Here is a 20,144-nt window from a genome sequence, read left to right as displayed (position 1 = left end):
TGCGATACATGAATCTGCTCGAACAAGTAAAAACATTAATATATAAAGATGTTATTTTAGAATGGCGATCTAAATATGCCATCAACAGCATCTTACTTTATGTGGTATCCACAGTATTTGTATGTTATCAATCATTCAAATCTGTGGATACTATAGTTTGGAACACTTTGTTCTGGATCATCCTCCTATTTGCGGCAATCAACGCCATGAGCCGTAGTTTCATCCAAGAAACCGGAAATCGTCACCTCTATTATTATGCGATCGTTGGACCTAAAGCAATCATCTTAGCCAAAATCATTTACAATTCATTGGTGATGATCTTGATGACCGCCATTGCCTTTATCGTCTATAACCTGATCTTCAAAACCGAAATTGGAAACCTGCCGGTCTATCTGTTAAGTATATTCTTGGGCAGCATTTCCTTTGCCACAGTTTTTACGATGATTGCGGGAATCAGTGCAAAGGCAGGCAACAACAGTACGATCATGGCGATATTGAGTTTCCCAGTGATCATTCCTTTATTGATCATCTTGATCAAACTTTCCCGATCTGCATTAATGGGCGGCTTTTTATCGGGCAGCTGGGCTGATATTGCTGTTTTATTGGCAATTAATGTCGTTACAATTGCTATTTCTTTGCTGTTATTTCCTTACCTTTGGCGAGATTGATTTTTGTTCTTATGAAAAAAAGTTGGTGGAAAATTTTAGGGGTTGTCATGGTCGCTAGTACCATAATTGCAGGACTCCTTGGCCCCGTTCCCGTATTATCTATTTTAAATGAAACCATTCGTAATGTATATTTCCACGTTCCAATGTGGTTTACGATGATGGTTTTGTATTTGATTTCCCTGATCTATAGCATTAAGTATCTGAATACTGGCAAGCGTGAGTACGATTTTATGGCTGTTGAGGCTGTGAATACAGGTATTTTATTCTGTGCATGTGGATTGATGACGGGTATGCTGTGGGCAAACATAACTTGGGGTGCTCCTTGGACCAATGACCCACAATTGAATGGTGCAGCTATTGCCACCTTGATGTACTTAGCTTATTTAGTACTTCGAAATGCAATGGAAGAAGAGCAGAAACGTGCAAAGATCTCAGCGATCTACAATATTTTTGCTTTCCCGATCATGATCGTATTGATCTATATCTTACCCAAGATGAATGATTCATTGCATCCAGGAAGCGGAGGCAACTCTACTTTTGGGGATTTGGATATGGATAATTACATGCGCCCCGTGTTTTACACGGCTGTTATTGGCTGGATCCTGATTGGTTGTTGGATAGCGAGCTTACGCTACCGTGTTCGTATAATTGAAGATAAAAGAAATAGTTTTTAATATGAGAAATTTCCTATTGTCCCTAGTGGCTTTAATGATCAGCTTTTCGTTGAATGCCCAAGAAAAGGTACAGATGGCTGATGGTCTTCGTGCTGAAGGAAAAATCTATGTAGTAGTAGCGGTGATGCTGGTAATCTTTTTATCGGTTGCCATCTACTTATTTAGCATAGACAAAAGAGTCAAAAAACTAGAAAAAGATAAATAAGGGAGTACACCTCTATGCTGATCAACCAACATCGAACTCTTTCGGGACTGAATGTATTCCTCGTTATTTTTGTTGGTACGGTATTATGCTTGGGGGTCTTCTACCATCTTCCTGAAAAACTAACGCCAGTTTTATTTGAACCTGGACTGGACCGATTGGCTGGCATCCGCTTAGGATCTAACTTTTCACCAACGGGAAATGTCTTGATCACCTTGGTCCTGACTTTGCTACAAGCCTTTTCCTTGAATCGGGTAGTAAACCATTTCAACCTATTGGGCAAACCTAGTTTCCTGACGGCATTGATGTTTATGACCTTGGTGAGTCTGTTCATTCCCTTTTTGGTTCTATCGCCTACCTTAATCTGTAATTTCATCACTATTTGGATGCTCCAAAAGCTGTTCAATATCTACAAGCATGTGGATATTAAAGGGATCATGTTTGATCTTGGCCTGTTGGTAGCATTGGGAAGTTTGATCTATTTCCCATTCATCGTGATGTTGTTATTGATCTGGTCGAGCTTGGTTATTTTCAGGCCTTTTTATTGGCGGGAATGGATTACTCCATTATTAGGCGTAATAACGGTTTATTTCCTATTGGCGGTCGCTTATTTCTGGTTGGAAAGAATGGATGAGTTCTATCAGATATTCTTACCCTTTACCTATGCTTTTCCAACGAAACTGAACATGGATGTGCACGATTATTTTGTGCTGATCCCTATCGTTATTTCTTTGGGAGGCTTCTTATTTATCCTTAAGGACAACTTTTTCAAGAGTGTGGTGCAAATTAGAAAAAGCTTTCAGTTATTGTTTATCATGCTGTTATTGATCTTTGGTTCATTTTACCTGAATGAGGAAAGATCGATCAATCACTTTTTGCTCTGTGTACCCCCTCTATCCATTTATCTGGCCTATTTTTTCACGCATGCCAAGGTCAAATGGTTTTACGAAACGCTATATTTAGTCATATTATCCACAATTATCTATTTTCAGTTTTTCTAAACAACTGACCAATAGGTGTTTAACCTTTTTTAACAAACAAAAAGCTTGTGATATTTAAAAAATAGATAGTTTTGTAGCAAAAATTCGGATAATACAGCCATCATATAAGATTTAAGCACATCGATTTGTACAGAAGATATTTTGAAAGAATGATGCAGCGATAAATCCACTTAAAATGTTAGAACAGTTGAAACTATTTTACTCTAATACGTCCTTACTTATTTTATTAGGAATAAGTTCCATCTTACTCTCGAGTACACGCTCTTATGGACAGTCCTCAACCTCACATTCGCCATATTCTCAATTTGGATTGGGACAGATGCGCGAAGATTTACTTCCTCAGACCCGAGGAATGGGAGGGATTTCTACAGCGGTTAGATTTCAAGGCGGCTTACCGGTTTTAAATATTTCAAACCCTGCATCCTATTCTGGATTCAACAGGACAATTTTAGATGCTGGACTGTATGGCAACGTGACTCAATTGCAAAAAAACAACCTGACTGACCATACTGCAGACTTTGCATTCAGTCATTTTGCGTTTGGATTCTCGTTGAACAAGAACAATGGACCAAAATTAGGCGGTATCTCCTTCGGATTGATGCCCTATTCTGATGTAGGTTATAGCATTTCATCTAAAAGAGATATCAGCAATACCCCTTATTTGACCAAATTGGTTGGGGAAGGTGGCTTGAACAAAGCTTATGTGGGTTATGGGGTATCTCCATTCAAGAACTTCAGCATTGGTGGTAATATCGGTTTCCTATTTGGTAACCTTTATGACAAATCCATTATTGAGTTCCCAAGCAACTACGATTTCTACAACACCTCCAAGACCGATACCAGAAGAGTTACCGGTATTGTCTATGATTATGGTGCACAATATTTCATTCCATTGGGAAACAGAAAGAACTTGACGATTGGTTATTCAGGATCATTGGATAATTCGGTAAAGAGCAAGGTTTCAACGATTGTGACCCGTACTATGACCGGAACTGGAAACATTACGGAGCAAGTTCCTATTGATACTTCTTATTCCGATATTTTATCAAACCGTAAAATCAACTTACCTTTAAGACATAATGTAGGTTTTACCTTCAGCAAAGGTGTCAACTGGATGGTTGGTGCAGACTTTAAATATGCAGATTGGTCGAAGTACCAAGTACGCCAAGGTGAAGATCCATTAGGCAAGAACATTGGTTTTGCAGTGGGTGGACAGATCAAGCCAGATCCAACCTCTTTGAATTATTTAAAAGTGATCGATTACCGTTTAGGTTTCAGATACAACAAAACACACATGACCATCAACCAGCAACGTATCAATGATATGGCGGTGACAGTGGGACTAGGTTTACCATTACCAGAAACAGGCTTTGGTAGGACCTTCTCGAATGTTAACATTTCGGCTGAGTTTGGTCAACAAGGAACAATAAAGAGCAATTTGGTGCGGGAGCGATATATCAATATCAACTTAGGCTTCACCATCAATGATGCTTGGTTTATCAGAAGAAGTTACGATTAACAAATGCGAATTACAGCAATGAAAATATCGAGAATATTGCCCCTAACAATTGTTTTGCTAGGGGCAATCTTGTCAATTGCCTGTGAAAATGACACCAAGGACATCGATCGTTTGGCGAATATCAAGCAGGAAGAGGCTGTGGATATATCCAAGGATGTAACGGTGGTATACAGTGATTCGGCGAAAGTAAAGGCGGAATTAAAGGCACCTGAAATGCGGGTATACCATGACAGTACAGGAAATTATGAATTCAAGAAAGGTGTTTTGATTATTTTCTTTGATGATCAAGCCAAGGAGATGCAAAGGGTGACCTCCGAGTATGCTTTGCAGAAAAGGATTGAGGGATTGACTGAATTCAGGAAAAATGTGGTGATCACCAAGGTTGATGGTACCATTATCAAGACGGAAGAGTTGATTTACGACGAAAAGAACAAGAAATACTATGGTAGCCAACCCATTACCGCTGAATATAATGATGGCCGGACCTCTGCGCAGGGCACATCATTTACAGCAGATGCAGATTTCAATGACATTCGATTCATGAATGGTACTGCTATTCATATTCCATCGGCAGACTCCCAACTTCCTTCATTTGGGAACTAGCAGAAATTGAAGGAATTGACGAATAGAAAATAGAAATAGGCTAAATATAAATTTTTACCTTATTTTTTTATAAAAGTTGTATCTTGCGCCTTGTTTTTAAGAAAAACAAATTAATTAAAATATTAGCATAAAATTATAGAATATCGTTATGGGATTAATGACCTCTTTGCGAAACCGTGCGGGCTTAGTCATTTTCGTGATTGGTTTGGCAATTGTTGCATTTTTATTGGGTGATGCCATCAATGTTGGTACCCCATTTTGGCAAAGAAGCCAAAATGAAGTGGGTAGTATCAATGGAGAAGGTATTGATTATCAAAGCTTCAATGGACAAGTTGACCAAGCAAGCCAAATGTATCAACAACAGATGGGAGGGGCTGCCTCACCACAGATGCGCGGATTTGCGGTTCAACAAGTTTGGAACCAATTTTTAACACAGAACTTATTAAATCAAGAAATTGATAAAATCGGTCTACAAGTAGGTAAGGAAGAGTTGAACAGCTTATTGTTCGGCAATAATCCTTCTCCACAGATCATTCAAGCCTTCACTAACCCTCAGACTGGACAGTTTGACAAGAACTACCTTTCAGCGGTTATTGAACAAGCGAAAACTAACCCAGAGATGAACGCTCAATGGGAAGGTTTATTAGAGAATGTGAGAAACGAACGTTTAAACCAAAAATACACGAACTTAATCAACAACAGCATCTACACCACTTCTTTAGAAGCTGAATATGATTACAATTCACGTAATAAGCTTGCTAACTTCAAGTATGTGATGTTAGACTATGCATCGGTAAAAGATTCAGAGATCAAATTGACAGATGCTGACTACAAGGAATATTATGACAAAAACAAAAATGCGTTCAAAAATCCAGAGGAGATTCGCACGTTAGAGTATGTTTTGTTTGATGCAAAACCTAATTCGGCTGACTCAGCATTGGTATTAGGCGAGATCCAAAAATTGAAAACTGAATTACAGGCTTCAACCAATGATTCAAGCTTTGTAACGATCAACTCGGAGAACAAATACCCAGTAAGATATTATACAAAAGGTCAATTGAGTCCAGCATTGGATTCAGTAGCTTTCAAAACAGCAGCTGGTACTGTTGTAGGTCCATTCTTGACTCAGAATGTTTATGAGATTGCGAAAGTAATCGCAGTGAAAAACAGTCCGGATTCAGTGAATGCAAGTCATATTTTGATCAATCCAGCGACAGAAGGTGGTGTTGATAAAGCGATGGCGAAAGCAGATTCCATCAAGAACTTGATTCAAGGTGGAGCTAACTTTGCAGCTTTAGCGGTTGAATTTAGCGCAGACCCTAACAGTAAGAACAATGCTGGGGAGATCGGTACATTAACTCGCGGAGCATTTCCTGAGCTAGATGAAACGTTATTCGAAGGTAAAGCTGGAGATGTGAAAGTAGTATCGACCAATTATGGTGTGCATATCGTTAAGATCAACAGACAAATTGGAAATTCTCAAATTGCTAAACTTGCTATTGTAGACAAGAGTATCAATTCAGGAAAAGAAACAACAGATGCTGCTTATTCAAAAGCAAATCAATTCTTCACAGCAGCAAACAAGGATAACTTCAACGATATCGCAAAACAACAGAATGTTGAGATCTTGAAAAATGACCGTACGGTTGCTATGGACAATATGTTAGGTGGCGTTGAGGTTCCTAGAGAGCTTATCCGTTGGGCATTTGAGGCTAAAAACGGTGAGACCAGCGACAAAGTTTATGAAACTACAGATAACTTTATCGTTGCTAGAGTAACCAATATTCAGCCGAAAGGCATTCAACCATTGGAATCAGTTAAGACCTTAATTGAGCCAGTTGTTAAGAATCTAGTTAAAGCACGTATGTTAAAAGAGAAAATGAACAATGCTTTGTCAGGAGCTGGGAACATCGATCAGGTGGCTCAGAAATTAGGCAAGAATGTTCAAACTGTTGACAACGTGGTTTTAGCGAACCCAGTAATTCCAGGAGTAGCTGTTGAGAACGCTGTCGTAGGTACAGTATTCGGTTTACAGCCAAACAAACCATCGAAGTCTATCGAAGGAAAACAAGGTGTTTATGCTGTTCAAGTAGCAGGCTTTGTAAATCCTAAGGCATTAGCGGGTGAGGAATTGACTACACAACAAAAGCAGATCACAGAAGCAAAATCTCAGCGTGCATGGGGAACAATCTTGAAAGCCCTACAAGACAACGCCAAGATTGTTGACAATCGTATTAAATTCTATTAACATAGAATTGTTTAAATTTGCAGCTGGATGACGAATGTTATCCAGCTTTTTTTATTTTTATAGAAATGGACATTCAAGAAAACATAATAAACAAGGTCGCACAGAGCGGGTTGATTACGATTGATTTGGCAGAGCATGCTCCAAAAGCAGCTATTGAGATTTATGATATCAAGGATAATTTATTTCATGGTCTAATCCTAAAGGAAAAAGACTTCAGGGAATTCATCAAGAGCCATGATTGGTCCCAATATAAAGACAAACATATTGGCATCATCTGTTCTGCAGATGCGATCGTGCCTACATGGGCCTATATGTTGCTATCCACAAAGCTGGCCGACCAAGCCCTATCCATCCATTTTGGCGATGAGGAATATGTACGCAAGGTCTTATTTGACCATGCCCTATCTACATTGGATTATAGCCAATACCAAGACCAACGGATCGTGGTTAAAGGATGTGGTGATATTCCGGTTCCAGAGTCTGCTTTTGTTACATTCACAACACAATTAAGCAAGGTTGCCAAGAGCGTTATGTATGGCGAGCCCTGTTCGACTGTCCCTGTATTCAAGCGAAAATCTTAAACTTTCCAATATAATTGCTGTCAAACCCGTATGAAAAGATTTATTTCATTATTTGTATTTAGTGTTTTTTTGATGACCACGGTCATTGGACAAACCCTTCCTTATTTAAAAGATCCTACTTTCAAACCAGGCGAAATATTAAAATATAAGCTTCGCTATGGTTTTATTTCGGCAGCTACTGGAACACTTTCCGTACAGGAGTCCAAATATAGCTTTGGGGTAAACGATGCGATCCATCTGTCTGCCTTTGGGCAAACCTCTGGAGCCTTTTCCAAGTTTTACACGGTAAAGAACCAATATGATTCCTATATAGATCAGTCGAATTTCCTTCCAATTCTCTATACCGAGAATATTAGGGAGAACAATTACCGCAGGGTGGAATATGCGACTTTTGATCATAAGACCAAGAAGGTAAAAGGCAAAAAAGGAACTTTCACCAGTCCGACACAACAGACTTTTGATTTGGTATCCGCTTATTATTTTTCCAGGAATCTTGATTTCTCTGGCTTAAAGTCAGGTGATAAATTCAAGATCACATACTTTTTGAATGATGAGGTTGCACAGCTTGGTGTGGAGTATATTGGGGTTGAAAAGGTAAAGTCAGTACTGGGTGAACTGGAGTGTATTAAGCTTAGTCCAGAAATATCTCCAGGAAGAATCTTTAAAAAGAGCAGTCGTTTGTATCTTTGGGTTACCAATGATGGCAATCGTATACCTGTGAAGGCTCAAGTGGAAATCTTGATTGGATCAGTGACTATGGATTTAGTGAGTGCTGATGGTCTAAAATATCCATTGGGCAAGAGGGTAAGTTATTCAAAATAAAATGATAGAAGTAGGAAATGTCCTTGTTCATGAGGATATCATCAACAATGACTTTGTGTGTAATCTCAGTAAGTGTAAAGGGGTATGTTGCATTGAAGGCGATGCAGGTGCTCCATTGACGGAAGCTGAGACCAAGATATTAGCGGAGATTTATCCGAAAGTAAAACCCTACCTCACCGAGGCTGGGATAAAAGCCATTGAGGAGCAGGGTACCTCAGTGGTCGATGCAGATGGCGATCTTACGACTACCTGTGTGGAAGGTAATAAAGAATGTGCCTATGTAACCTGGGAGAACGGAATTACCAAATGCGGTATTGAAAAAGCCTATGAAATGGGAGATGTACAATGGAAAAAACCCATCTCTTGCCACCTCTACCCTATCCGTGCTACCCATTATCCTGAGTTTGATGTATTGCATTATGACCGTTGGTATATCTGTAAAGATGCCTGTAGCTTTGGGCAAGAACTGAAAATCCCAGTTTATAAGTTCTTAAAAGACCCTTTGATCCGTGAATACGGTGAAGAATGGTACCAACAGCTTGAAAATACCTTAGCTTCTAAAGCATAATTTTAGTATTTTTATTGCGATTCAGTTTGATCTGAAGGTCTTATACCCACTACATGTTAACATTAGACGAAATACAACTTCCTATAAAAGAACACCTCAAACGCTTTGAAAAGACCTTCAAGGCTTCTATGCAGAGTTCCGCCCCGTTATTAGATCGTATTACACGTTATATTATTAAGCAAAAGGGAAAACAGATGCGACCAATGTTTGTTTTCTTTTCAGCTGGATTGACCGGAGGTATCACAGAATCTACCTATCATGGAGCTTCGTTGGTTGAATTACTTCATACAGCCTCCTTGGTACATGACGATGTAGTGGACAATTCCAATGAAAGACGAGGTTTTTTCTCGATCAATGCCTTATGGAAAAACAAGGTTGCTGTATTGGTTGGTGATTTTTTGCTTTCCAAGGGTTTATTGTTATCGGTAAAGCATAAGGAACATGACCTGTTGCGTCTGGCATCGGAAGCTGTTGAGCAAATGAGCGAAGGGGAATTGCTACAGATTGAGAAAGCTAGGCATCTGGATATCGAAGAGGGTATCTATTATGATATTATCCGTAAGAAAACGGCCTCTTTGATCGCTTCATGTTGTGCTATTGGTGCTTCTTCTGCTGGCGCTGATCCGGAAACGATTGAGAAGCTTCGTTTGTTTGGAGAAAAGGTTGGGATCGCTTTTCAAATCAAGGATGACCTGTTTGATTTTGGTCTGGATGATGTTGGAAAGCCAGTTGGAAATGACATCAAGGAAAAGAAAATGACCCTACCATTGATCCACGCCTTATCTATCGTTGATAAAGTGCAGAAAAGGAAGATCATCAACTTGGTGAAGAACCATAATGAAGATTCGCAAAAAGTGGCTGAGGTCATCAATTTCGTTAAGATCAACGGTGGATTAGATTATGCTACGGAGCAAATGTTGAAATATCAACAAGAAGCTTTTGATATTTTAGATACCATCCCGAATGGCGGAGAATATAAATTAGGATTAGAACAATTAGTACGTTACACTACAGAAAGAAAAAAATAGAATATGAGCCACGAAGCACTTTTTATGATCGGATTTATAATATTTATAATTCTGATGCTAGCGATAGATTTAGGTCTATTTTCCAAAAGTGACAAACCAGTATCTTTAAAAGTTGCAGCAATCATGAGTGCCATCTGGGTAACCTTTGCCCTCTTGTTTGGCTTGCTCCTTTACTATTGGGGGAATGAACTCCATAATGTTCATGACATGGCTCGACTCAAGGAAGTCATTGCAAACCACTTCCATAACATTACCATTAATGAAAATGACCTAGCGGCCAGTATACATATCTACAATAAGAACTTGACCCTGGAATACTTGACCGGTTATGTGGTGGAGTATGCCCTTTCCGTAGACAATATCTTTGTTATGGTTCTATTGTTCAGCTCATTTGGTATTCCTGAAAAGTATTACCATAAAGTATTGGTATGGGGAATCCTAGGTGCGATTATCATGCGTTGTATCTTTATTTTCGTAGGTGCAGCATTGATTACGAAGTTTGGCTGGATCCTTTATGTATTCGGAGCATTCCTTGTATATACCGGATTTAACATGTACATCAACCGCAATAAAGAAGAAGAGGTTGATCCCGAGAACCACCCTGTGGTAAAATTTGCATCAAAACACTTTAAAGTAACCCATAAACTAGATCAAGGAAGGTTCTTCCATATTGAAAATGGTGAAAAATATATGACACCATTGTTCTTGGTTTTATTGGTTATTGAGTTCACCGATTTGATCTTTGCAGTTGACTCTATTCCTGCGATCTTCTCGGTAACGAAAGACCCTTATATTGTGTTCTTCTCCAATATCTTTGCGATTTTGGGCTTAAGGTCTATGTTCTTCTTATTGGTCAATATTATCCACAAGTTCCATTACCTGAAAGTTGGATTAGCATTCCTATTGATTTTCATCGGTCTGAAAATGTTATTGCACAGTTACTTGAAAGAATGGGGCTTTACTACTTCCCATTCCTTGATCGTCATTATAGGAATTTTAGCACTGAGTATCATCGCGTCCCTTGCTTTTCCAAAGAAGCAGGATTTCGATAAAGCATAAAGAATTAAAGAAACGGGCTGGTGGTATCACCAGCCCGTTTCTTTTTGCAATAGGCTAATCTTAATCCTATTGAAATATTTGTGCTAATATTTTTACAAATTCTACCCTTGTTCGCGGCTAATAATTAATAAATTCGTGCACAATTAAAAAAAACACACAAATCATATGAATTGGAGTAAATCTATTCTAATTGCAGCTGCGTTCTTTGCTGCTACACAAGTACAAGCTCAAGACAATCTAATAAATGCCCTGAAAGGAAATGCAAGCGACAATAGCAAAGAAGGGTTCAAGTTTACAGAAGTTATCAACTTAGGAAGAACTTCTATCAAGGATCAAGGATCATCAGGTACCTGTTGGTCATATTCAGGAAACTCATTCCTAGAGTCAGAAATGATCCGTATGGGTAAAGATCCTGTTGAGATTTCCCAATTATACACCGCTCGTAACACTTATGTGGAAAAAGCGAAGAACTTTGTTCGCTTACATGGAGAACAAGCACAGGGCGATGGTGGTCAATTGCATGATGTATTGACGATCTTCAAGAAATATGGTGCTGTACCTTATGATGTTTATACAGGTTTACCAGAAGGACAATCAAGAAACAACTTCAGCGAGATGAGTCCAATCTTGCAATCTATCACTGAGACGGTTGCTAAAAGCAAGAAACCTTCCAAAAACTGGATGAGCGCTTTTACTGGAGCAATGGACTCTTACTTAGGAGAAGTTCCTGAGTCCTTCCAATACAAAGGAAAAACCTATACGCCAAGAACATTTGCTGACCAAGTAATCGGTATCAATCCTGATGATTACGTAGGAATCTCATCATTTGAGGAACATGCCTACTATAAACCATTTGTTCTATTGATTCCAGACAACTGGTCTTTCGAAAGCTTCTACAATGTGAAGATCAATGATCTGACTGATATCATCGACAAAGCTTTAGAAAAAGGATTCACTGTTGCTTGGGCTACGGATGTTTCTGAGAAAACTTTCAGCTGGAAAAATGGTGTTGCTTTTGTACCAGAGAAACCTATTGAGAAAATGAGCAAAGAAGAGGTCGACCAATTGTTTAATGGTCCTAAAGCAGAACCAACTATCACAGCTGATCAAAGACAAGAAGCTTTTGATAATTACGAAACTACTGATGACCACGGTATGCACATCGTAGGAAAGGTAAAAGACCAAAACGGAAAAGAATACTATATCGTGAAGAACTCATGGGGAGTTTCCAATGATTACCAAGGATACCTGTACGCAACGAAAGAATTTGTTCGCTACAAAACAATTTCTTTATTGGTTCACAAGAAAGCATTGGATAAAACCATGCAGAAACAGTTAGGTATTTAATATTAAATAAAATTTGAAAAGTCCCGATAAAAATCGGGACTTTTTCATTTAAATAATTAACTTAGTTTTTACAATTCCACAATATGTAATAAACACTGATTATGAAAAAGTTATTTTTATTGTTATTCATTATTCCATTCATGGCTATTGGCCAAGAGAAAGGAATTTCCTTTGAGCACAACACGACTTGGGCCAAAGTAAAGGAAAAAGCTAAAGCGGAGAACAAACATATATTTGTAGATGCCTTTACGACATGGTGTGGACCATGTAAGTGGATGGCGGCCAATATTTTCCCTCAAGAAAAAGTGGGCACATTCTTCAATGAGAATTTTGTGAACCTGAAAATCCAAATGGATGAAACTCCGGAGGACAATGAAGATGTGAAATCATGGCGTGAAGAGGCAAAACGCTTTGCGAAAGACTATAAAGTTGCGGCTTATCCAACCTTCTTGATTTTCAGTCCGGAGGGCGAATTGGTGCACCGCATCGTGGGTGGTGGTGAAGCTGATCAGTTTATAGCCTTGGCAAAAGAAGGTTTAGATCCAAACACCCAATATGAGACTTTAGTGAAGAAGTTCACTGAAAAACCTAACGATAAGGCTATTGCTATCGCTATGGCTGCAGCAGCAGAAAAAGCTTATGATCGTGACATGACAGCTAAAGCTATCGAGAGTGTTATCAACAATTCTTCAGCAGATGAATTATTGCAAGACGATATATTGAAGTTAATCAGCAAAAATGTTGGTAAACCAGGATCAAAAGCTTTCAATACCCTGCTTGAGAATAAAGAAAAAGTGGATGCTAAGCTAGGCGCTGGAAAAACAGATCAAATCTTATCGGTTTCCATTATTAATTCAGAGATCGCTCCTGTGGTCATGAAATCTGAAGCTGATATCTTCGATAAAACAGTAGCAGAAGTGAGCAAGAAATATCCTAATGTATCTTTGACGAACAGCATTGCGAGCTTTAAGCCAAACTTCTATGCTAGGAAACAAAACTGGCCAGCATTTAGGGACGCTGTCCAAGCTTATATCAACATAGATCCTGCAAAGGTAAATGCAGCCCAATTGAACTCATTTGCTTGGGCCATATTTGAAAACTGTGATGATCCATCATGTGTTGAATCGGCCTTGGCATGGAGCAAGAAATCGCTTGAATCGGAAAATGACCCTGCCTTAATGGATACTTATGCAAACTTATTGCACAAAGTTGGCAAAACGAAGGAAGCCATCGAATGGCAAGAAAAAGCTATTGCGGCTGTTGATGAAGGTAGTAAAGCGGAATACCAAGCTACCTTGGAAAAAATGAAGAAAGGCGAACCTACTTGGACGAAATAGTTTAAACAAAAAACCCAGAGTTAGACCACCTATACACCTCATTATGAGGTTGAAGAAAATTTAATTTAGGAATAGAAGCTATCTAAAATAGGTAGCTTCTTTTTTTTGATACGGATACGTTTTGGTAATTGTAACGAAATTTAGATAGTTAATTTTTCTCTTTGATAAACATTATTTCTAATTTTGTTGTATATCCTATTATGACCAAGATGCTATGAAATTTACACTTAACTTGAAGAATCCGCTATTTTACGTTTTCCCTTTATTATTTATTTATTCCTGTACGGAGGATCCCATTGATCCAGAAGAAAAGGAGGATCCCGATAAGTCAATGGTTTATAAGTTTGACCGATTTGAGCTTGTCAATGCCAAATTGTATGTAGGTTCCAAGGACGGGGCGGTAGATAAATCCGAAAGCTTCAATCCGAACAGCTATTTTACGACCTCTTTTGGGAAAGAGAGCAAACTTTCCTATTTCAAATATGATTCACTGATGGTGAAAAGAGATACATTGACAGAGTTTCCGAATAAATATGAGAGTAATGTCTTTGGATTCAAAGTAGGTGAAAAGGACTCCTTATTCCGATGGAATATTTATGCTGATTTTTGGCAATACTATGGTACTTATCCAAGCACTAAGGAAGAAATCATTTATGAAAGCAATTATAGCCGCTTGATTAAAAAACGAAAAGAAGCTTCTTTCTATCTGGATAACCAGAGTGAGGGACTTGTTTCTGACAAGGATTTCTTTTGGGGAAATACCTATCATTTTCCGAGTAAGGATGATATGACCGAAACCACGGACACCCTAGCTTATGCCAACGTGAAGTATTATTATAAATTGATTAAAAAATAAGGAACAAATACCTAATAAAAAAGAGGCTCGGAATTGTTTCCGAGCCTCTTTCAATTATTTAACTTCTTTATAGCCCTGCTTCATGTTTTGGAACATGAAGGCCCATTTATCGGTCTGTTCAGCAATTACCATGGCAGTAGACTTGCCTGCGCCGTGGCCTGCTTTTGTATCGATCCTGATCAACACCGGATTAGTCCCTTTGTTGTATTCTTGCAATCTAGCTGCAAACTTGAAGGAATGCGCTGGTACTACGCGGTCATCATGATCGGCTGTGGTAACCATGGTCGCTGGATAATCAGTTCCTGCCTTCAAAGCATGATAAGGGGAATATTTCAACAGGTAATTGAACATTTCTGCATTATCGTCTGCAGTACCATAATCAAAAGCCCAACCTGCACCAGCAGTAAATTTATGATAACGCAGCATATCCAAAACGCCTACCGCTGGAAATGCCACCTTGTAAAGCTCTGGTCTTTGTGTCATGCAGGCACCAACCAAAAGGCCTCCATTGGATCCACCAGAAATAGCTAGTTTTTCCGAGGAGGTATATTTCTCGCTGATCAAGTACTCTGCAGCCGCAATAAAATCATCAAATACATTCTGTTTTTTAAGCTTCGTCCCTGCAAGGTGCCAATTCTCGCCATATTCACCACCACCGCGAAGGTTAGCGACCGCATAAACTCCGCCTTGTTCCAATAGGATTACATTGCTGACACTGAAGGAAGGTGTTAAAGAAATATTGAAACCTCCATAACCATATAACATGGTTGGGTTGGTTCCGTCCAGTTTAATTCCTTTTTTATAAGTAATGATCATCGGTACTTTGGTTCCATCTTTGGACGTGTAGAATACCTGTTTGGATTCGTATTTGGTTGGGTCAAATTGAACTTCTGGTTTTTTGTAAATTTCTGATTTACCTGAAGCAATCTCGTATTTATAGATCGTGCCTGGATTCACATAATTGGTAAAAGAATAGTACAAGTCTTTTTCTTCTTTCTTTGCACTAAAGCCACCGGCTGATCCTACTCCTGGTAATTCAATATCATGTTCAAACTTACCGGTTCTATCGTATTGCTTCACTTGGGATGTTGCATCCTTTAGGTAGCTAGCAAAGATTTTACCACCACCAATAGATGGACTTAAGACTTGATCGGTTTCTGCGATCAGGTCTTTCCAAGTGTCAGGGGTTGGTTTAGCAATATCCGTTTGCACGATACGTCCATTTGGAGCATTTAGTTCAGTATAGATCAAGAGACGGTCCCCATCATTATCTAAGACATAATGGTTTTTCTCCATATTGCTAACCATGGTAACAAATGAGGAACCTGGCTTAGAAAGATCTTTGATGTAAAGTTCGTTTCCAGAAGTGGAGTTAGCGGCAGTAACGACCAAGAAGCGTTCATCTTCAGTAAGGCCTGCACCGATATACCTTCTTGGGGTTTCCGGGCCACCAAAGACAAGCTCATCTGTGTTTTGAGGCGTATTTAATTTGTGGAAGAATAGCTTATGCTGGTCTGTCATAGCAGATAATGCGGACCCTTCTTTAGGTTTATCATAAGAGCTATAGTAGATTCCCTCATTACCTTTCCATGCCATTCCGCTGAATTTCACATTCATCAGGGTATCTCCTACAATGGATTTATCCTCAGCATTCAAGATAATGACCTTGGTCCAATCAGAACCTCCTTCAGAAATCTGATAAGAAATCAAAGATCCGTCTTTGCTAAAGGATAAGCCTGCTAAAGAGGTCGTACCATCCGATGATAGCTTATTCGGATCCAAGAATACTTCTTCTTTACCCTCATCGCCTTTTTTGCGGTATAAAACGCTTTGGTTTTGTAATCCATCATTTTTGAAAAAATAGATATAATCTCCAGAAGTGAATGGGGATGATACTTTTTCATAGTCCCAAAGGTGTTCAAGACGTTTTCTGATATTCTCACGGAAAGGGATTTGGTTAAGGTAATCTTCAGTTACCTCATTTTCTGCTTTAACCCAGTTTTTGGTTTCTTGGGAAAGGTCATCTTCCAACCAACGGTATGGATCTTCGACTTCGGTTCCGAAGAAATTATCTTTTTGTTCTATTTTTTGGGTTTTGGGGTAGGGTTTCACGCTAATGTCTGCTTTAGATTCAATTACTTTTTCTTGTTGGCAAGCTGTCAATCCAACAGCTAGGATGCCAATACTTAAATATTTCATCATATTGATCTTACAATTAGTTCAGCACAAAACTAATGAAATAATTTGCATGAAGAAATCCCAGAAAACCCGCTTTCCGTATTTATATATTAATTACATAATGCCTAACTATTAGAAATTTTCTAATTGATTTAAAATAAATCCCCATAAGAAGCTGAAAGGGTAATTTACGCAAACCCTTGGTTAAAATACGGTTGAAGAAGTAAGAACTACTCGTTTAAATTTGAATTAATAAAACCACTTAACACCAATTAATTTCAATTACTAATTAACACCTAAATTAACCATCCATGAAGACATTTATCATGCTAATGGTTTCGATTCTGGTATCCGTTCAGGTACATGCTCAGCAGATTCGGGGAAAGGTCCTTAATCAAGACAATCAACCCATCGTAGGCGCATCAATCCGGAACCTGAGTACCACAATTGCTACCCAAACAAACCAAGACGGGGAGTTTATTATTGGAGGTCAGTTACAACAGAGGCTTGAGGCCTCTTCGATTGGTTATGAGCGCAAGCAAGTAACCGTAACGCAGAATGACTTGACCATCATCTTAGTAGAAACCTCGAGTACTTTAGAAGAAGCTGTTGTAATCGGTTATCAGACAGTAACGCGAAAGAAGGCAACAGCAGCTATTTCCAGTATTTCTGGAAAGGAATTGGAGAATTTACCAGCAGCAAGTTTTGACATGCTCTTGCAAGGTCGCTTAGCTGGTGTAAACGTCCAGAACTTTTCAGGAGCCCCTGGAGCATCGCCTACCCTGTCGGTCAGAGGTACATCCGCGCTTAGCACCCAGTATTCTGGGGATGATTACTACAATGTAATCAGTAGCCCATTGTATGTTATCGACGGAGTTCCACAGCCTACCGAGCAATTCGTAAGCCCTAACACCGGAACTGGAACCAACTACCTAGCGGGATTAAACCCGAACGACATTGAGTCCATCGACGTATTGAGGGATGCATCGGCAGCTGCGATCTACGGATCAAGGGCAGCAAATGGCGTTGTGATGATCACCACCAAGAAAGGCCGAAGCGGCGAACCTCGCGTCATCATTACAGGTTATAGCGGTATGACCCAAAGACCTGAATTGCGTGAAGTGACCTTAGGAAGAATTGAAAGGGAACAGAAATTGGACATCATCAGACGCCAAGTGTCTATTAACGACCAAAAGAATCTGCCAAAGTTATTGACCGACTCCTTGAACCCAGCATTCAATGGTCATACCGATTGGCAAGACCTGTTTTACCAATCTGGAAAAGTAAACAATGCTAACCTTTCCTTATCAGGTGGTGGAAACTCAACGACATATCGCTTCAGTGGAGACTACTTCAATGAGGAGGGGATTGTTAAGGCCACTGGCTTCCAACGTTATTCTGGACGCCTGAACCTAGCCACCAAAGCTATCCAAGAAAGGTTGACCATTAACCCGATCGTATCCTATTCTTACAATGCTAGGAATCGAGGAAATGGTAATAGTGTGAGTCCAATAGCATTAGGTGCCGGCAATATGCCGACTTCATTATTGAATCTCTCCCAAAAGAGGGCGGATTTCCTGCTGGGGCAATATGAAGACAACCTGGATGTTAACAGAAACACCAATTTTAACACCAATTTAAATTTAAGTTTGGTCATCTTACCTGGATTGACCTTTACTTCACAATCGGCATACATTGTCAATGAATCGAAACGGGATTATAACCGTCCTAGCATGTTGACCAGTGGCGCAGGAAACTATTCCTATTCAGTAGCTTACGGCGATTCCCAATTAAGGATTTCGAACATATTAAGCTACAACAAACAATTTAACAAGCACAGCCTAAGCATCCTTCTAGGTCAAGAAGCTGAAAAGAACAAGATCGATATGGTGCAAGCATCAGGTAGCCAAGGGGTATCTGACCAGATCCAAGTAGTAAATGGATTCTTGCAGAACAATATTGGAGCTTATTCTGATCTTCAGCGCTATTCACTTCTATCCTATTTGACTCGTGTGTCCTATGATTTTGATAGCAAATATCTATTCTCAGGAGCATTCCGGGCTGATGGTTCTTCCAGATTTGGAGCGAATAATAAATGGGGTTATTTCCCATCTGCATCAGTAGGATGGATTATCTCCGAGGAAGATTTCTTGAAAGACCATGAAGTATTGACCTTGTTAAAACTAAGAGGTAGTTATGGACTTACAGGTGCATTACCAACCAGTAATTACCTTCAATACAACTTATACGACGTTAATGCTGGAGGCTTTGCCGGTAGTAATGGTTCCTCTTCCTACAATGGCCAAGTGGTTGTGATGCCTAACTTTGTAAGTGGTGTTGCGCAGAAAAACCTAAGCTGGCAAAAGAACAGACAATGGAATGCGGGTTTAGATATTGAGTTATTGCGTGGCCGTTTTTCCATGATGATCGATGTTTTCAACAAGGAGAACTACGAAGGTCTATTTGATGTAGAACTTCCATTGACAACTGGATATGATTACGCGAAGACCAACTCCGTTGGTATCCGAAATTCAGGTGTGGATGTTCAATTCTCTGCCGATGTATTATCTAGGGAATCAGCAGTTAAATGGCGTTCAAATTTCAATATCTCCTACGTAAAAAACAGGATCATGAACCTTCCGAATGCAGGCAGGGATTTAGTTATGGGCGGAGATCGATTTGACAAGTCCCATATCCTTTCTGTAGGAAGTCCGATCAATGCTTTCTATCTCTACAATACCCTAGGGGTATTCAGTACTATGGATGATATTCCTGTCAACCCTAATACTGGAGAACGCTATAGAAACTCAAACGGAACATTTAATGCGGGAGATTTCTATTTTCAGGACCTTGATGGCGATTACTTTATTGATATCTTCAATAGCGGTATCAATCCAGATAAAATTCCGATGGGTGACCCGAACTTCAAATGGGTCGGCGGGTGGAACAATGTCTTCTCTTATAAAGATTTCACCTTGACCTTCCAATTCAATTATGGATTTGACAGAGATGTATTAAATTTATTTGAATCGGATCAGTTCTCAAACTCAACGTCTGGCGATCCGTTAAATAATTTTATTTTCTACTCCACTCCTAACCTCAAGAACTTGAACATGTGGAGAAATCCAGGTGACCAAGCAGAATACGCTAAATATGACCTAGGAACCTACCGTTACTATTACACCTCCGCACAATCCTTCTTCTTAGAGAGTGGATCGTATGTACGTTGGAAGAACTTTATTGTTTCCTACAACCTGCCATCGAATCTCTTGAAGAGCTGGAAGCTATCCAACCTTCGCGTATTTGGTATCATGGACAATGTGTTGATGTGGCAACAGTCTAAGAAACTGCCTGATGCAGAAGCGGTGAATCCTTATGGTGAGTACAATGGAGCTGGGTATCCAATTCCTAGGAAATACACTATTGGTCTAGAACTAACCTTATAAAGCAATC

17 protein-coding genes are annotated in these 20,144 nt (G+C 39.4%); 16 read left to right on the top strand and 1 reads right to left on the bottom strand.

Going from position 1 to position 20,144, the window contains the following annotated elements:
* The first annotated feature begins 8 nt into the window (after positions 1-8).
* The 15 genes from CKW03_RS02185 to CKW03_RS02115 all read left to right on the top strand — a co-directional run bounded on the left by CKW03_RS02185 (position 9) and on the right by CKW03_RS02115 (position 14,513).
* The gene (locus CKW03_RS02185) at positions 9-668 is read left to right on the top strand and encodes a heme exporter protein CcmB (protein ID WP_093100652.1); all 660 of its coding nucleotides are present in this window, start codon (positions 9-11) and stop codon (positions 666-668) included.
* A gap of 11 nt (positions 669-679) precedes the next feature.
* Positions 680-1,342 carry a cytochrome c biogenesis protein gene (gene ccsA, locus CKW03_RS02180; RefSeq protein ID WP_093100653.1) on the top strand — a complete coding sequence of 221 codons (663 nt, stop codon included), beginning with the start codon at positions 680-682 and terminating at the stop codon, positions 1,340-1,342.
* A gap of 1 nt (position 1,343) precedes the next feature.
* Positions 1,344-1,547, top strand: coding sequence for a CcmD family protein (locus CKW03_RS02175; RefSeq protein WP_093100655.1), 204 nt, complete (start codon positions 1,344-1,346; stop codon positions 1,545-1,547).
* A gap of 14 nt (positions 1,548-1,561) precedes the next feature.
* On the top strand, positions 1,562-2,545 hold the full coding sequence (locus CKW03_RS02170) for a DUF6427 family protein (RefSeq protein ID WP_093100656.1): 984 nt from the start codon (positions 1,562-1,564) through the stop codon (positions 2,543-2,545).
* 175 nt (positions 2,546-2,720) lie between these two features.
* Entirely contained in the window at positions 2,721-4,064 is a 1,344-nt protein-coding gene (bamG, locus tag CKW03_RS02165) for a BamG family beta-barrel-assembly machinery protein (protein ID WP_093100658.1), read from the top strand.
* A gap of 18 nt (positions 4,065-4,082) precedes the next feature.
* Entirely contained in the window at positions 4,083-4,667 is a 585-nt protein-coding gene (gene lptC, locus CKW03_RS02160; protein WP_236736560.1) for an LPS export ABC transporter periplasmic protein LptC, read from the top strand.
* Between the two features lie 148 nt (positions 4,668-4,815).
* The gene (locus CKW03_RS02155; RefSeq protein ID WP_093100661.1) at positions 4,816-6,915 is read left to right on the top strand and encodes a peptidylprolyl isomerase; all 2,100 of its coding nucleotides are present in this window, start codon (positions 4,816-4,818) and stop codon (positions 6,913-6,915) included.
* Between the two features lie 65 nt (positions 6,916-6,980).
* Complete coding sequence (locus CKW03_RS02150) at positions 6,981-7,496, top strand: DUF2480 family protein (RefSeq protein WP_169918970.1); 516 nt, start codon at positions 6,981-6,983, stop codon at positions 7,494-7,496.
* Positions 7,497-7,526: 30 nt separating this feature from the next.
* The gene (locus CKW03_RS02145; RefSeq protein ID WP_093100662.1) at positions 7,527-8,318 is read left to right on the top strand and encodes a DUF3108 domain-containing protein; all 792 of its coding nucleotides are present in this window, start codon (positions 7,527-7,529) and stop codon (positions 8,316-8,318) included.
* A 1-nt stretch (position 8,319) separates the two neighbouring features.
* A complete protein-coding gene (locus tag CKW03_RS02140; protein WP_093100664.1) occupies positions 8,320-8,886 on the top strand; it encodes a DUF3109 family protein in 567 nt (188 codons plus the stop codon).
* Positions 8,887-8,939: 53 nt separating this feature from the next.
* Positions 8,940-9,914 (top strand): polyprenyl synthetase family protein, encoded by a 975-nt coding sequence (locus CKW03_RS02135; RefSeq protein ID WP_093100665.1) that lies wholly within the window; start codon positions 8,940-8,942, stop codon positions 9,912-9,914.
* A gap of 3 nt (positions 9,915-9,917) precedes the next feature.
* Positions 9,918-10,973: a TerC family protein gene (locus CKW03_RS02130; protein WP_093100666.1), complete on the top strand. Its 1,056-nt coding sequence runs from the start codon at positions 9,918-9,920 to the stop codon at positions 10,971-10,973.
* A gap of 165 nt (positions 10,974-11,138) precedes the next feature.
* On the top strand, positions 11,139-12,320 hold the full coding sequence (locus CKW03_RS02125) for a C1 family peptidase (protein WP_093100668.1): 1,182 nt from the start codon (positions 11,139-11,141) through the stop codon (positions 12,318-12,320).
* Positions 12,321-12,421: 101 nt separating this feature from the next.
* A complete protein-coding gene (locus CKW03_RS02120; protein ID WP_236736561.1) occupies positions 12,422-13,657 on the top strand; it encodes a thioredoxin family protein in 1,236 nt (411 codons plus the stop codon).
* A gap of 214 nt (positions 13,658-13,871) precedes the next feature.
* The gene (locus CKW03_RS02115; protein WP_093100671.1) at positions 13,872-14,513 is read left to right on the top strand and encodes a hypothetical protein; all 642 of its coding nucleotides are present in this window, start codon (positions 13,872-13,874) and stop codon (positions 14,511-14,513) included.
* A gap of 54 nt (positions 14,514-14,567) precedes the next feature.
* Here the strand turns inward: CKW03_RS02115 and CKW03_RS02110 are convergent, their stop codons facing one another.
* On the bottom strand, positions 14,568-16,715 hold the full coding sequence (locus tag CKW03_RS02110; protein WP_236736562.1) for a prolyl oligopeptidase family serine peptidase: 2,148 nt from the start codon (positions 16,713-16,715) through the stop codon (positions 14,568-14,570).
* Between the two features lie 287 nt (positions 16,716-17,002).
* Between CKW03_RS02110 and CKW03_RS02105 the strand changes: the two genes are divergently transcribed.
* Positions 17,003-20,137 (top strand): SusC/RagA family TonB-linked outer membrane protein, encoded by a 3,135-nt coding sequence (locus CKW03_RS02105; RefSeq protein ID WP_093100672.1) that lies wholly within the window; start codon positions 17,003-17,005, stop codon positions 20,135-20,137.
* Positions 20,138-20,144 lie beyond the last annotated feature (7 nt).

It is taken from the genome of Sphingobacterium mizutaii (genome assembly GCF_900187125.1).
GTDB classification, from domain to species: Bacteria; Bacteroidota; Bacteroidia; order Sphingobacteriales; family Sphingobacteriaceae; genus Sphingobacterium; species Sphingobacterium mizutaii.
Note: the sequence above shows the minus strand (reverse complement) of the source record. Positions and strands in the feature narration are given on the sequence as shown.